This window comes from Halomonas cerina (genome assembly GCF_014192215.1).
In the GTDB taxonomy this organism is placed as follows: Bacteria; Pseudomonadota; Gammaproteobacteria; order Pseudomonadales; family Halomonadaceae; genus Halomonas; species Halomonas cerina.
This window is the reverse complement of sequence record NZ_JACHXP010000004.1, coordinates 154,435-168,093: the sequence shown is the minus strand read 5'-3', so window position 1 is coordinate 168,093 and position 13,659 is coordinate 154,435. Positions and strand designations below refer to the sequence as shown.

Genomic DNA, 13,659 nt, shown 5'->3' with positions numbered 1-13,659 from the left:
CCGCAGGCGGTTATCGCCCTGACGACACAGCGAGAGTCCCCATGAGCATCGTCGAATCCGACAAGCTGACCGACAGCGAACCGGACCGGATTCCGGTCGTGCCGTCTGCGCCGATGGCCAACGGCGACAGCATCCCCACCGCCTTCGACCCCGTGCAGCTGCGCGCCGGACGCCTGGCGCGCCTGCGCGCCATGATGGCCGAGCAGGGCTACGCCGCCCTGGTGCTGTTCGACCCCAACAACCAGCGCTACGCCAGCGGGTCGCGCAACATGTTCGGCTACTTCCTGCGCAACTCCACGCGCTACCTTTACGTGCCGCTGGAAGGGCCGATCATCCTCTTCGAGTACCCGGGCAGCGCCCACGTCTCCACCTGGCTGGAGACCATCGACGCCTCGCGTACCTCCAAGGTGGTGTGGTCCGCCGTGAACCAGCGCGACAACCTCTCCTCGGACCCCTTCGGTCTGGAGATCGCCGAGCTGGTCCAGGAACACGGCCGCGGCAACCGCAAGGTCGGCCTGGACCGCTGCGCACTGAACCTGGCGCGCTCACTCGAGGCCCAGGGGCTCGATGTCTATGACTGCATGCAGGACACCCTGCACTGCCGGCGCCTCAAGACCCCGGAGGAAATCGCCTGCCTGGCCCAGTCCATGGCGGCAAGCGAGGCCTCGGTGGCCGAGGTGGAGGCCGCCATCAAGCCCGGCGTCACCGAGAACGAGCTGTTCGCCATCATGTACGGCGAGGTGATCCGCGGCGGCGGCGAGTTCATCGAGACCCGCCTGCTCAACTCCGGGCCACGCACCAACCCCTGGTTCCACGAGGCCAGCGACCGCAAGATCCGTCCCGGCGAATTGGTGGCACTCGACACCGACACCATCGGCTGCCATGGCTACTACTCCGACTTCTCGCGCACCTTCCACGTGGGCCCGGGGCGGCCCAGCGCCTACCAGCGTGAGCTCTACCGCATGGCCTATGACCAGGTGCACCACAACATGTCGATTCTGGGGCCCGGCATGAGCTACCGCGAGATCGCCGAAAAGGCCTGGAAGATTCCCGAGCGCTTCCTCGACCGGCGTTACCCGTCGATCATCCACGGGGTGGGTATGCACGGCGAGACACCGCTGGTGGCCCACCACATGGACTTCGATCGTTTCTCCAAGGACGGCATTCTGGAGCCCGGCATGGTGGTCTCGGTGGAGAGCTACATCGGCGAGGTCGGCGCCGCCGACGGCGTCAAGCTCGAGGAGGAGGTGCTGATCACCGAAACGGGCATCGAGAAGTTCTCCCGCTACCCCTTCGACGAGGCCCTGCTCGGCCGTGAAGTTTGAAGCACAAGGACGCGACATGCAGACCCTGACCCACTGGACCCAGCGCTGGCCCGCCCATCCCTCGTGGATGGGCGATGTCGTGGTGCGCCATGCCTGGCGCACCACACAAACAGGCCGCCGATCATCGATCGGCGGCCTGCTGAATGTCTACGTCATCCCGGCCCGAGGACCGGGCGCAAGGCTTACTTGGCAGCCTTGGTGGCGGTCTCGGAAGCCTCTTTGGCGCTTTCCTGAGCCCGCTTGACGCTGCTCTCGGTCAGCTTCTGGCTTTCCTGAACGAATTCCTGCTGCAGGGCCACCACCTTCTCGGAGTCGCCCTTCAGCCGCTCGGTCAGGTCCTTGGCGACCTCCTGCTGGCCTTCCAGGTAGCTCTTCAGGCCTTCGGCATCCTTGACCTCTACCAGGCTGCGCAGCTGCGCCAGGCCAGTGTCGGCATAGGTCTTGGTGGCCTCGAGCTGGGCATTGACCAGCTTCTCGGTGTAGTCGACGGACAGGGCGGCGAAGGCGCGCGCCGGGGCGAAGAACAGGGAATCGAGCTGGGCGGTGTCAAACTGCTTGGTGTTGAATGCGAATGCGTTGGTCATGATGGGAACCTCCGGGGTTCTAAGTGCCATGGAACGGGCGATCCCCGTCCTGATGCAGGGCATACTAGCAGGGATTTTTGTGCAGTGCAACAAAGCCCGCAGGCAGGGGCGGCGGCCTTGTCAGGCTAATCCTGCTTGTCCTCCTTATTCTTTTCCGGACGGGCCGTTTATAACGGCAGGGGAGGGTGGCCGTCAGGTCGAGGACATTGACGGGGTGCCCACCGTTCCTGGACAGGATCCAGCTGCCAGCGTCGCATTTTCGCCTGCTAAGCTGAAGGGAGGTTCACACGCCGCCACCAGTAGGGCACCAGAGCCATGGGGAAAGGCGCGAGTGACAGCATCGAGAGGAGGTTTACCATGCCCTCCAGAGCACGCTATTCCCATGGCGGCTGGCTGGGTGCCGCCCTGGGGCTCTTCCTGGCGGCCCCCCTGGCCGTCGCCGAGGTTCGGGAAGCTACCGGTGAATGGCACCGGATGGCACCGCTACCCGAGGCGCGCACCGAGGTCAGCGTGGCCACCGACGGCGAGCGCATCTTCCTCGCCGGCGGCTTCCAGCAGGCCGGTGAGCGCGACGCCACGGCGCCGCGCACGCTCTTCGCCTATGCCCCCGGCGACGACCGCTGGGAAGCCCTCACGGAACTGCCGCATGGCGTCAATCACGCCGGCTTCGAGTATCACGATGGCCGGCTCTATGTGATTGCCGGTTTCGATGAAGCCAGCTTCACCCCCACCGACGCTTTCCACATCTACGACATCGACGCGGATAAATGGCGCCAGGGCCCGGTGGTCCCCACCCCGCGGGGCGCCTTGGCCACGGCCGTGCTGGACGGGCGCATTCACGCCATTGGCGGCACCACGCACGGCCGGGAGGATGTCAGCGTCCACGAGGTCTACGACCCGCAACGCGACTTGTGGAGCCAACTCGCGGCCATGCCCACCCCACGCAACCATCACCGTGCCGCCGCGATCGACGGTCGCATCGTGGTGCTCGCCGGTCGCGACGACACTACCTTTCGGCTGACGACCAACGAGATCTATCACCCGCAGGACGATCGCTGGAAGGAGGGCGCCCCGGTGCCCACCGGGCGCAGCGGGGTCGCCGTGGCGGCGCTCGACGGCTGGGTCTACCTGTTCGGCGGCGAGACCTTCACGCCCGAGGAACGCACCTTCGACGAAGCGGAGCGCTACCACCCGGAGGAGGATCGCTGGGAGCGCCTGCCGCCCATGCCCACGGCCCGCCACGGCCTGGATGCGGCGGCGGTGGAGGGGGCCATCTATGTCATCGCCGGCGGCCCGGAAGCCGGCTTCGCCTTTTCCGACGTCAACGAGCGGCTGATACCCGACGACTGAGGTTCGCCTCTCCGTTAATCTCAGGCATGGGACAATCATGGCCAGCGCCGAGTCGGGCTGCGCCCCCGTGGATGGCGTGTGGCCAGGGCCTGTGCCCGAACGGGCAGGGACGGCACGGGGCGTGTCGCCCTGGCCGAGGGATGGCTCAATGCTCGCGACGCGTGGACCAGTGGCGCTGCATCTCGAGGAAGGTCAACGAAGCCGACCAGGTGATCAGCATGAAGCCGATCAGCGCCTCGGTGCCCGTCAGGAAGCGGATCGGGCCGGTGGGGAAGAGGTCGCCATAGCCCAGGGTGGTGTAGGTGATCGCCGAGAAGTAGACGTAATCGAGGAAGTTGACCGCCCCGATGCCCGACAGGCCCCCGGCCAGGGGGTGCTCACCGAGCAGGGCCATGGCCAGGGCGAACAGCCAGATCTCGGTAATATGGGCGGCGAACAGGCCGAAGGTCAGCTTGAGGAAGCGCCGACGCAGGGTACTGCGAGACTTTTCCAGGCGCCGCCAAAGCCGCAGCGAGACTTCGTAGTGCAGCAAGACGCAGGCCACGACGGCGATCAGGGTGATGGCCACGGCCCAGAGGTGGCCAGCATCCAGGGTAGCATCGGTCACAGACGAGGTTCCGGTCCGGTGTCAGGGGTGCGGCAAGCCTAGCGCGCCCTCGGACTCGCCGTCACGGGCCACCATGGCGTCGATTCCATGACGCTTCTCCGAGGTACTGTTAGGATAAAGCCATCCGTCACCGCGTGATACGGGGACCGGCAAGCCGGTCCCTGGTGCAGGGAAGGCCATCATGAAGACGACCCCCGCCCCTCGGGCCGAGGCCCTGGACGATACCCTCTCGCCACTCTCGCTCAAGCGGGTAGGCATCGATACCTACCGTGAGAATGTGGCCTATCTGCACCGCGACTGTGCCCTCTACCGTGCCGAGGGCTTCCAGGCCCTCTCCAAGGTGGAGATCCGTGCCAATGGCCAGCGCATCCTGGCCAGCCTCAACGTGGTGGATGATAGCCACATCGTCGATTGCGGGCAGCTGGGGCTCTCCGAGGATGCCTTCGCCTCGCTGAATGTGGCGGAGGGGCACCCGGTCCGCGTCTCCCAGGCGGAGCCCCCGGCCTCGATTCCCGCCCTGCATCGCAAGATCGCCGGCGAGCGGCTCTCCCGGGACGATTTCCGGCACATCATTCGCGACATCGCCGAGCTGCGTTACTCCAAGATCGAGCTAACCGCCTTCGTGGTCGCCTGTGATCGCGGCGAGCTCGACCGCGAGGAGGTCTTCTACCTCAGCGATGCGATGAGCCGCGTCGGGCGCCGCCTCGACTGGCACGAGCACCCGGTAGTGGACAAGCACTGCATCGGCGGCATTCCCGGCAACCGCACCTCCATGCTGGTGGTGCCCATCGTCGCCGCCCACGGGCTGCTGTGTCCCAAGACCTCATCGCGAGCCATCACCTCGCCCTCGGGAACCGCCGACACCATGGAGGTGCTGGCCAGGGTCGATCTGCCCTTCGGTGACCTGGGGGACATCGTGCGCACCCATCGTGGCTGCCTGGCCTGGGGGGGCACCAGCCAGCTCTCGCCTGCCGACGACGTGCTGATCTCGGTGGAGCGTCCGCTCTCTATCGACTCCCCGGGGCAGATGGTCGCCTCGATCCTCTCCAAGAAGGTGGCCGCCGGCTCCACCCACCTGCTGCTGGACATTCCCGTGGGGCCCCATGCCAAGGTGCGCTCCATGCCCGAGGCGCGCCGGCTGCGCAAGCTCTTCGAGTTCGTGGCGGGGCGCATGGGCCTGACCCTCGATGTGGTGATCACCGACGGCAGCCAACCGGTGGGATGGGGCATCGGTCCGGTGCTGGAGGCCCGCGATGTGATACGGGTGCTCACCAACCATCCTGAGGCGCCCATGGACCTGCGCCAGAAGGCCCTGCGCCTAGCTGGGCGAATGCTGGAGTTCGACCCGGACGTGCGTGGCGGCGATGGCTTCGGCATCGCCCGGGATATCCTCGATGCCGGCCGTGCCTTCGAGAAGATGCAGGCGATCATCAAGGCCCAGGGCGGCAAGCCCTTCGATCCCGAGGCGCCGCCCCTGGCGCCCCACCGCTTCGAGGTGGTGGCGCCGGTAAAGGGGGTGGTCACCGCGATCGACAACCTCAGGCTGGCGCGCATCGCCCGCCTGGCCGGTGCCCCCAAGGCTGCCGGCGCGGGAGTCGAGCTATTTGCGCGCATCGGCGATGAGATGGCCGCCGGCCAGCCGCTCTACCGGGTCTATGCCGCCTACCGCAACGAGTTGGCCTTCGCCCACCAGGCCAGCGAGCGCGACAGCGGCTTCGGCCTGGGCCGCAAAGACGAGATCACCCGGCTCAACGTCGAGTTCTGAACAGGAGGCTTGATGACCATCGCGCTGCTGCATTTCCAAGGCGAGGCGGCCCCCGCACGGCGCCTCGCCGAGGCGGCGGGGCTACCCGCCCACCTCATCGACCGCCATCGCTTTCCCGACGAGGAGCTCAAGCTCCGGCTTCCCTTCGCCGAGACGGGCGCCTTCCCCGAGACCCTGGTGATCTATCGCAGCCTCGACCGGCCCAACGACAAGCTGGTCGAGCTGCTGCTGCTGGCGCGCCATGCGCGAGGCCAGGGTGTGAGGCGTCTGGTGCTGGTGGCGCCGTATCTTGCCTACATGCGCCAGGACATCGCCTTTCATCCCGGTGAGATCGTCAGCCAGACCCTCGTTGGCGGGTTTCTCGCCGAGTTGTTCGATGCCGTGATCACCGTGGACCCGCACCTGCACCGCATCTCGCGCCTCGACCAGGCGATCCCCCTCGAGCACGCCATCGCGCTCTCCGGCGCCCCTCGCCTGGCGGAACTGATCGCCGAGAAGCGCCGCCATCCGCTGTTGCTTGGCCCCGACGAGGAGGCGCTGCAGTGGGTGCGCCAGGCCGCCGAGCTCACCGGCTTCGACTTCGGGACTTGCCGCAAGTCTCGCAACGGCGATCGGGACGTGGTGATCGCACTGCCCGAGATCGACGCCCATGGCCGTCAGGTGGTGCTGATGGATGACGTGGCCAGCTCCGGCCATACCCTGGCCCGTGCCGCCGAGGCGTTGCTCGCCGTCGGCGCCGCCTCCGTCGATGTGGCCGTCACCCATGCCCTCTTCGTCAGCGATGCCCTTGACGTGATCAAGGCCGCGGGGGTGGGCGAGATCTGGAGCACCGATTGCATCGCCCATCAGAGCAATGCCATCGCCATGGCGCCTCTGCTGGCGGTGGCCCTGAACAGGACCACCAGGAGCTAAACCATGCCAGGTCTCGATACCCTCAAGGTCTACTATGACGCCGACTGCCCCATTTGCCGGCGTGACAGGGCGCGCTACGAGCGCTGGGCCGGGGAGGCGGCCGCCTCGGTGGAGTGGATCGACGTCAACCACCACGTCGAGCGGCTGCGCGAGCGCGGTGTGGACCCTCGGGCGGCGCTGTTGTCGCTGCACGTGGAAGATGCCCAAGGCCGGATCGCTGACGGCCTCGATGCCTATATCCTGCTGATGCGCCGCGTGCCGCGGCTCCGGCCGCTGGCTTGGCTGATCGGGCTACCGGGCGTGAAGCCGCTGCTGGCATGGGCCTATCGGCGCTGGGTCAGGCGGCGACTGGCGCGACAGGGACGGCTGCCATGAGCCGCCCGTGACGCGGGTGACCAGGCCGCGGCTCCCGGCTGTTGTGTCGGTGACGGCGCGGCCGGTGGCCTATTTCTTCTCCTCTTTCTCCTCGTTGGGTTGGTCACCACCCTGGTGGCTAAGCGCCCCGGCCCGGTCCAGGCGCGGGTGGTGGTCCAGGAACTCCCGGTGCGGGTCCGGCAGGGCATCCAGGGCCTGGACGCTGCGGGTGATGGCGTGGATGGCCGCCAGCACGTCCCGGGTATTACCCGTCTCGGAGATGGTGTGCATGTTGCGGATCGGGAAGCCGATGGAGGTGGCGACGCAGTCCACGGCGGCCAGCACCCCGGCCATGCCATCGGTGCCGGTGTCCGGCCCCACGATGTCGCGCTGCATCGGGATGCCGTGCTCCCGGGCGGTGGTCTCGATGATGCGGTTGAGCTGCTCGCTGGCGATGGCGCCCACCGACATGGTGAAGCCCTTGCCCATTTCCAGCGGCTGCATGCGTCGGTCGCCGATGCCGGGGGCGGCCACGTAGTCATGGTTCACGTCCACGGCGATGATCGCATCGGGCTTGAGCTCGCCGGCCAGCACCCGGCTGCCGAAGCGCCCGATCTCCTCGTAGCTGGCGATGGCGAACATCATCCGCACCTTGTCGGTACCGCCCGCCTGGGCGATCAGGCGTGCCACTTCGGCGGTGACGAAACAGCCCAAGCCGTTGTCCAGGTAGGCGCCGTAGAAGGTGTCGGGGCTGAAACCGTGACGGATGGGACGGTCGAGGATGAGGGTATCCCCGGGGCGCACGCCCAGGTTCTCCACCTGCTGCTTCTTGTTCTCGCCGTGGATCTGCAGGTCCAGGTACATCTGCTCCTTCTTCACCCCTTTGCGGCCCTCGCGGACCTCGGGGTCGGCGAAGTGGATGGCGCCCAGGGCCTCCACGGTCCCGCCCTCGATCACACGATACTTCCCCGGCGCCTGTGGATCCTCACTGAACAGCTTGACCTCGTGGCCGAGCAGGGTGGTGGGCAGGAAGGAGTCGGTGTTGATCCAGATCTTGCCATCCTCGCCGATGGAGCGGACCTGCATGCGGATCTTGTCGGCGTGGCCGATAAGCATCACCTTGAACAGGTCGTCGCGGCCCGGGTGGGTATCCAGCACCACGCCCGCATGGCCCTTGAACTGGTGCAGCCGCCAGTCCGAGGGGGCAAAGCTGTCGAAGCGGGGCTTGAGCACCCCGTAGGTCATCGCAGCCTCCAGGCCCACCGGACTGGGCGCGGCCAGGATGCGTCGCATCAGGTCGAACTGCGGTTCGGGCATGGAAAGTGTCCAGGGGCTCGTCGTGTCGCTCATGGAATCTCTCTCCTGTTGTCTGGGGAAAAGGAATGATCGGGGACGCCGGCTCAGCGTCGTCGATGGCGCCAGTAGCGCCTGTCCATCGGGTTGGGATACCCAAGGATCTCCGGGGGCGCCTGGACGTGCTCCTCGTCGAGATGCGAGTGCAGAGGAGGGTGCTGGTGGCCGGCCGCCATCAGCCGGCGGATGCGCTCTTCGGTCGGGGGATGCGTGCGTAGCCACTCCACATCGGTCGGGGGCTGCCGGCCGAAGAGGGTGGCAAGCCAGCGGCCATGGTGGCGCTCCAGTACCGCCAGCGCCGACGCCAGCCCTTCAGGGTCGCCGGTGAGGGTCACGGCGTCCAGGTCCGCGGTGTATTCGCGGTTCCGCGAGAGGGCGAGCTGCAACAGGGTGCTGAGCGTCGGCGCGAAGGCCACCACCAGCAATACCCCCCAAGGCAGCGTCATCTCCCCTGTCAGTATCAAGGGCAGCATCAGCAGCAGGCTTACCTGCAAAAGCGTCGTCAGCCACAGGGTAAGCCGGGTCATGGCTGCGGCCATGGACATCACTCGGGTGTCGCCGTGGCGCAGGTGACTCACCTCGTGGGCCAGCACACCGGCCAGCTCGCGCAGGGTCAGGGTCCGGAGCAGGCCGTCGGAGACGGTGATGCCGCCGTTATCGCCGCTGCCTACGGCGAAGGCGTTCAGGTCGGGAGAGGGCAGGTAAAAGAGCTGCGGCGAGTCCGACAGGCCGGCGCGTCGATAGAGCAGGTCGAGGACCCGGTAGAGCGTGGGCGCCTGGTGACGCTCGAGCAGCCCGGCTCCGGCGTTGGCCAGGATGACCCGGGCCGGCACCCAGCTGCTGGCGTAGACCCCTGTCATCACGACGACCAGGCTCGCCACCACCCCGAGCCCACCGGCGAGCAGGTAGCCGGGCAGGGCCACCACCAAGGCCAGGCTGGCCAGGATCAGCAGGGTCTGCAGGCCGTTCTTGAGGCGACTACGCCAGAGGCGATGGGGGTCGATCGACATAGGCTCCTATATGGCGTTCGTCACGAGGTGGCGGTGGCGATGACACGGTTAGCACACGTCGGTGAAGCGCGGTTGTCATAACACAGGATCCTGCCCTTGGAGTCTACTACGCTGCCGCCTGCGCTATCCCCTTCGAATGCCGTCATCGACCGGCAGTTTGGCCTACAGGCGGCTCAGCAGTTCGGCCTTCTTTGTCGTGAACTCCTCCTCGGTGAGGATCCCCTTGTCCCTGAGCTCGCCGAGACGCTCGATGGCATTCAGCAGCTCGGCCTCCTGGCTGGGAGCGCTCGCGTATCCCGTGTCGGGCCGGAAGGCCGGGTCGGCGTCCGATACCGAGACGGCGGAGTCCGGTGCATGCGCATCCGCCGGTGCGGACGGCCGCGTGTCCGAGGGCTGATGGCTCGAGATGACTGGCAGGCTCGCGAGGTCGACCTGACCGGACTGGCTAGTGAAGGTGACCGAGCTGTTTGCCCCCTGCTGCTGCGTGGCGATGCCCGTGATGCGATGCTCCCCGGTGTCATGGACCCGGACCCTGTCGCCGCGCTGAATGGCCAGCCGTCGCGCCTCGGCGAAGTAGGCATAGCGCAGGCCATCCTGGCTGCCGGTGGCCGTCGGCGTGCCCAGCTCGGCTGGCCACCAGGGGGTATCAGAAGCCGACGCGAACGGGCCGGCCCATGACGTGGCGTCACCACTCGCCGTGGCCTGATCCCCAGCGTGGCCAGGGTCGCGGGGCGGTGCGTGGCCACCATCGAGCAGCGTTGGCTGGTTGGCGAGCCTCTCCGAAAGCTCATGACAGAGGGCGTCCACGCGGCGTCTCAGGGAATGGTTGAGAGCATCGCTCAGCATCGGCGTGCCGCCGTACATCCACTGCCCCGGGCCGCCGAACTCGGGATGCGAGAACATCGCCATGCTGCCGTTGCCCTGGCGTAGCGCACACAGCATGTGCAAGATCGCGTCGCGGCTGAAACCGTGACGTTGGGCGAGATCGTCGATGATACCTTGCCCTTCAGGAGTGAGGGGGTGCATGGTCCTGGCCTCCGGGTGGCTGGTGAATCAGTGTAGCTGGGCGTAAGCCTATGATGTTGACCGGATAGCCGCGAAGCCGTTTCACGGTACTCATGCTGTCATGATCCCCGTGTCATATCATCACCGACGGCCTTTGTCGCATGCCGCATGATGGCGAAGAAGAACGGCTATACTTTGCCTAGTTCCGCATGATGCGCAAGACGTTTGGCCATCGGCGTGGTCATGGGGACCCGGGCCGAGTGGGCGTGTCAGGCCAGGGGAAGTGAGGGGAGAAACCATGGGAGACCTGACAGTGGCGGTGGTGCTGGGCGACCCTCGGCTGCCGTATGCTTATGCCGTCGGCGGGCGCTTCGGCGACGAGGAACGCGAGGCAGTCGAGCACCTGCACACGGCCCTCTCGCAGCTCGAGGGGTATCGCTTCACTTTCCTCGATCACCATGCCAGGCTGATCGACGACCTGCGTGCCGTGCCCTTCGACCTGGCGCTGAACTTATGTGATACCGGCTTCCGCAATCACTGGGAGCTGGAACGTGATATCCCGGCGCTGCTCGAGATCCTGGGCATTCCCTATACCGGCGCCGACCCCATGAGCATCAGCCTGACCACCGACAAGGCCCTGGTTCGGGCGCTGGCGGCGGGGCAGGGGATCCCCGTGCCCAACGAGACCTACGTGGACCTGGCCGCCGACCCGCTGGTGCTGCCCACTATCTATCCTTGCCTGATCAAGCCCAACAGCAGCGGCGGCAGCTTCGGCATCACCCGGGATTGCGTGGTGCAGGAGGCGGGGGAGGCCGAGACCTACCTGCGTTGGCTGGCCGCGCAGCCCGGTGTCGTCGATGCCCTGATCCAGGACTTCCTCACCGGCGCCGAGTACACGGTCGGGCTGGTGGGCAATCCCGCGACGGGGTTCACGGTCCTGCCGCCTCTGGAGATCGACTACACGGCATTGGACCCGGCGCTGCCGCCGATCCTCACCTATGGCTCCAAGGCGGACCCGGACTCTCCCTACTGGGCAAGGCTCCGGTTCCGCCGCGCCGAGATCGATGACGTCAAGTGGAGCCAGTTGATCGACCATTCCGTGACATTGTTCCGGCGCCTGGGTCTGCGCGACTATGCACGCTTCGACTTCCGCGAGGGCGAGGATGGCCAGCCGCGTCTGCTCGACGTCAACACCAATCCCACCTGGTACTGGGACGGCAAGCTGGCCCTGATGGCCGAGTGGGCGGGCTATCCCTATCACGAGCTGCTGCGGCTGATCCTCGAGGCCGCGGTTTCGCGCCAAGGCCTCGATGTCGGCACCTGAGCTCACAGCAGGTCGCGGCTGACTTCTTCGTCCCAGTCCCGGCGGGCGAGCAGGTCGCCCCCCTCGTAGGCCTTGAGGAGCCCCCGTATGCGAAAGCTGTGGGGCGTCGCGGTCAGCTGGGTGCGACATTCCAGACGGGTGGACCAGGGGCCGCGGCGATGGGTGGTGATCTGCTCGACCGTCGCCTCGGCCGATCCCGGGTCGTAGTCATGAATCCGGTAGGTCTTGGTGATGGTATAGCCGACCGTCAGGTCGATATCCTCGAGGCGGGCCACGGCGGCGTCGCCGAAGTCCCCGCCGGTGGTCGAGATCCGGTAGGTCGACATGCCGGTCGTCAGGTCACGCTCCACCTGCCGGCGGAAGGGGGCCACCGTCAGGGTGGTCATCTCGGGCATGGGGCCGCGTTCCGGCGGCTCGAAGGGCCGCAGCTGGCTATCCTCGTGGCGCGGTGGCCGCACCGGCAGCATGAGCTGGCTGGCGCCGGTGTAGAGGGTCAGGTTGACGGGCTCCGGGGCCGGCCAGATCACCGGCCAGTAGCTGGTCGAGATCGCCAGCCGCAGGGTGTGGCCGGGGGCGAAGGCATAGGCGATGTCGTTGAGCTGGAGCGTGATCTGATAGCGTCGGCCCGGCGTCATGGGCTCGGGGGCTTCACGGCTGTCGCGCTGGGCCAAATTGAGGATGCCGTAGCTGACCCGGGCAGAGGCGCCATCGGGGGCCACATCGTTGAGGCGCACGATGACGAAGGCGACGGGACGGTCGACCGACAGGGCCAGCGAGACGCGGGGGGCACCGAGGATCTCCAGGCGCTCCTCGAGGGGGTCGGCGTCGAACACCAGGGACTTGCCGTCGTCCTCCCGCTGGTCGATCGGTGCCTCGCCCTCGGAGCCGAAGCCGTACCAGTCGCCGGCGGTCAGCCCGGTGGTCTGCGGCGAGGCCAGGCGCATGCGATCCTCGCCGTCGGGGTGTGCGCCCAGCGACAGCACGTTCAGGTAGAGCGTCTTTTCCTCGAGTCGCGGCGAGGGCCAGGCTTCCTCCGCCACCCAGCGCCCGGGGCGCTCGGCATGCATCGGCGCGGGGGGCACGTATTCCTCCATCCACACCCGCAGCATGGGCTCATCCATGACGCCGGTCTCTACCCCCTTCAGCCAGTAATCCCACCAGTGCAGGGCCTCCTGGAAGAAGCCGATGGCCGGACCGGGCAGGGCGGCATGAGGAAAGGCGTGGGACCAAGGCCCGATCAGGCCCTTGCGCGGCACCGTCAGCCCGGCCAGCAAGCGCGGGATGGCGTTCACGTAGCCATCGGCCCAGCCGCCCACCGCGAACACCGGGCAGGCCACCGCGTCGAAATCCTCGCACACCGAGCCATGCTGCCAGTAGGCGTCGCGATGGGGATGACGCATCCACACCAGCGGGTAGAAGGGGACCTGCTCGATGCGATGCCGCCACTTCGTCCGCCAGTCGGCGCCCGCGATGTCCGGGTCCGGGGGCGTCGTGGCGCAGGATAGCAGCACGGATCCCCAGCCGAGGTTCTCGTTGAGCAAACAGCCGCCCTGGTAGTGCACATCGTCCTGATACCGATCGTCGGTGGAACACATGGTGATGATCGCCTTGAGCGGCGCGGGGCGCAGGGCCGCCACCTGGAGGGCGTTGAAGCCGCCCCAGGAGATGCCCATCATGCCCACCCGGCCGTTGCACCAGGGCTGGGTGGCCAGCCAGTCGATGGCCTCGACGGCATCATCGAGCTCCTGGGGCAGGTACTCATCGTGGAGCACGCCATCGGAGTCGCCGCTGCCGCGCAGGTCGAGGCGGATGCAGGCGTAGCCATGGCCCGCGAAGTAGCGGTGCAGCGGTTCGTCGCGCAGGCGAGTGAAATCGCGCTTGCGGTAAGGCATGTACTCCAGAATGGCCGGCACGGGGTCCTGCTCCGCGTCGGTGGGCAGCCAGAGGCGAGCCGCCAGTCGGGTTCCATCGGACATGGGAATCCAGACATTTTCGAGGACTCTGACTTCGCGGGGGAAATGCTGGACGATCTTCATGGCGCTTCCTTCCAGGGGCAAGCACCGCTGTCGG

At 67.1% G+C, this 13,659-nt stretch carries 12 protein-coding genes; 6 read left to right on the top strand and 6 right to left on the bottom strand.

Annotation, left to right across the window (positions count from 1 at the left end):
• Positions 1-41 precede the first annotated feature (41 nt).
• On the top strand, positions 42-1,325 hold the full coding sequence (locus FHR94_RS05515; protein WP_183324628.1) for a M24 family metallopeptidase: 1,284 nt from the start codon (positions 42-44) through the stop codon (positions 1,323-1,325).
• 182 nt (positions 1,326-1,507) lie between these two features.
• On the opposite strand, the gene FHR94_RS05510 is transcribed toward FHR94_RS05515, so the two are convergent.
• Positions 1,508-1,909, bottom strand: a complete 402-nt coding sequence (locus FHR94_RS05510; protein ID WP_183324627.1) for a phasin family protein — start codon at positions 1,907-1,909, stop codon at positions 1,508-1,510.
• 357 nt (positions 1,910-2,266) lie between these two features.
• Here FHR94_RS05510 and FHR94_RS05505 point away from each other — a divergent pair, with 357 nt between their 5' ends.
• On the top strand, positions 2,267-3,259 hold the full coding sequence (locus FHR94_RS05505) for a Kelch repeat-containing protein (RefSeq protein ID WP_183324626.1): 993 nt from the start codon (positions 2,267-2,269) through the stop codon (positions 3,257-3,259).
• A gap of 145 nt (positions 3,260-3,404) precedes the next feature.
• On the opposite strand, the gene FHR94_RS05500 is transcribed toward FHR94_RS05505, so the two are convergent.
• Positions 3,405-3,866: an ion channel gene (locus tag FHR94_RS05500; RefSeq protein WP_183324625.1), complete on the bottom strand. Its 462-nt coding sequence runs from the start codon at positions 3,864-3,866 to the stop codon at positions 3,405-3,407.
• Positions 3,867-4,047: 181 nt separating this feature from the next.
• On the opposite strand from FHR94_RS05500, the gene FHR94_RS05495 reads away from it, so the two are divergent.
• Genes FHR94_RS05495 through FHR94_RS05485 form a run of 3 tightly spaced genes read left to right on the top strand, consistent with a single transcriptional unit; the run spans position 4,048 to position 6,918 of the window.
• Positions 4,048-5,631 carry a thymidine phosphorylase family protein gene (locus tag FHR94_RS05495; protein WP_183324624.1) on the top strand — a complete coding sequence of 528 codons (1,584 nt, stop codon included), beginning with the start codon at positions 4,048-4,050 and terminating at the stop codon, positions 5,629-5,631.
• Between the two features lie 12 nt (positions 5,632-5,643).
• Positions 5,644-6,543, top strand: a complete 900-nt coding sequence (locus FHR94_RS05490; protein WP_183324623.1) for a ribose-phosphate diphosphokinase — start codon at positions 5,644-5,646, stop codon at positions 6,541-6,543.
• Between the two features lie 3 nt (positions 6,544-6,546).
• Positions 6,547-6,918: a thiol-disulfide oxidoreductase DCC family protein gene (locus FHR94_RS05485; protein WP_183324622.1), complete on the top strand. Its 372-nt coding sequence runs from the start codon at positions 6,547-6,549 to the stop codon at positions 6,916-6,918.
• A 69-nt stretch (positions 6,919-6,987) separates the two neighbouring features.
• Here FHR94_RS05485 and FHR94_RS05480 read toward each other — a convergent pair whose 3' ends face one another.
• The 3 genes from FHR94_RS05480 to FHR94_RS05470 all read right to left on the bottom strand — a co-directional run bounded on the left by FHR94_RS05480 (position 6,988) and on the right by FHR94_RS05470 (position 10,286).
• Positions 6,988-8,247: a M20/M25/M40 family metallo-hydrolase gene (locus tag FHR94_RS05480; protein ID WP_183324621.1), complete on the bottom strand. Its 1,260-nt coding sequence runs from the start codon at positions 8,245-8,247 to the stop codon at positions 6,988-6,990.
• 50 nt (positions 8,248-8,297) lie between these two features.
• Entirely contained in the window at positions 8,298-9,260 is a 963-nt protein-coding gene (locus FHR94_RS05475) for a zinc metalloprotease HtpX (RefSeq protein ID WP_183324620.1), read from the bottom strand.
• 162 nt (positions 9,261-9,422) lie between these two features.
• Positions 9,423-10,286 carry an SHOCT domain-containing protein gene (locus tag FHR94_RS05470; RefSeq protein WP_183324619.1) on the bottom strand — a complete coding sequence of 288 codons (864 nt, stop codon included), beginning with the start codon at positions 10,284-10,286 and terminating at the stop codon, positions 9,423-9,425.
• Positions 10,287-10,563: 277 nt separating this feature from the next.
• On the opposite strand from FHR94_RS05470, the gene FHR94_RS05465 reads away from it, so the two are divergent.
• Positions 10,564-11,589, top strand: coding sequence for a D-alanine--D-alanine ligase family protein (locus FHR94_RS05465; RefSeq protein WP_183324618.1), 1,026 nt, complete (start codon positions 10,564-10,566; stop codon positions 11,587-11,589).
• 2 nt (positions 11,590-11,591) lie between these two features.
• Here FHR94_RS05465 and FHR94_RS05460 read toward each other — a convergent pair whose 3' ends face one another.
• Positions 11,592-13,625: a CocE/NonD family hydrolase gene (locus tag FHR94_RS05460; protein ID WP_183324617.1), complete on the bottom strand. Its 2,034-nt coding sequence runs from the start codon at positions 13,623-13,625 to the stop codon at positions 11,592-11,594.
• Positions 13,626-13,659: the final 34 nt, after the last annotated feature.

Excerpts from the sequence above, each read along its gene's own strand:
- FHR94_RS05495 (WP_183324624.1), top strand. The coding sequence starts at position 4,048 with ATGAAGACGACCCCCGCCCCTCGGGCCGAGGCCCTGGACGATACCCTC.
- FHR94_RS05470 (WP_183324619.1), bottom strand. The coding sequence starts at position 10,286 with ATGCACCCCCTCACTCCTGAAGGGCAAGGTATCATCGACGATCTCGCC.
- FHR94_RS05510 (WP_183324627.1), bottom strand. The coding sequence starts at position 1,909 with ATGACCAACGCATTCGCATTCAACACCAAGCAGTTTGACACCGCCCAG.
- FHR94_RS05460 (WP_183324617.1), bottom strand. The coding sequence starts at position 13,625 with ATGAAGATCGTCCAGCATTTCCCCCGCGAAGTCAGAGTCCTCGAAAAT.
- FHR94_RS05485 (WP_183324622.1), top strand. The coding sequence starts at position 6,547 with ATGCCAGGTCTCGATACCCTCAAGGTCTACTATGACGCCGACTGCCCC.
- FHR94_RS05505 (WP_183324626.1), top strand. The coding sequence starts at position 2,267 with ATGCCCTCCAGAGCACGCTATTCCCATGGCGGCTGGCTGGGTGCCGCC.
- FHR94_RS05465 (WP_183324618.1), top strand. The coding sequence starts at position 10,564 with ATGGGAGACCTGACAGTGGCGGTGGTGCTGGGCGACCCTCGGCTGCCG.
- FHR94_RS05490 (WP_183324623.1), top strand. The coding sequence starts at position 5,644 with ATGACCATCGCGCTGCTGCATTTCCAAGGCGAGGCGGCCCCCGCACGG.
- FHR94_RS05475 (WP_183324620.1), bottom strand. The coding sequence starts at position 9,260 with ATGTCGATCGACCCCCATCGCCTCTGGCGTAGTCGCCTCAAGAACGGC.
- FHR94_RS05515 (WP_183324628.1), top strand. The coding sequence starts at position 42 with ATGAGCATCGTCGAATCCGACAAGCTGACCGACAGCGAACCGGACCGG.
- FHR94_RS05480 (WP_183324621.1), bottom strand. The coding sequence starts at position 8,247 with ATGAGCGACACGACGAGCCCCTGGACACTTTCCATGCCCGAACCGCAG.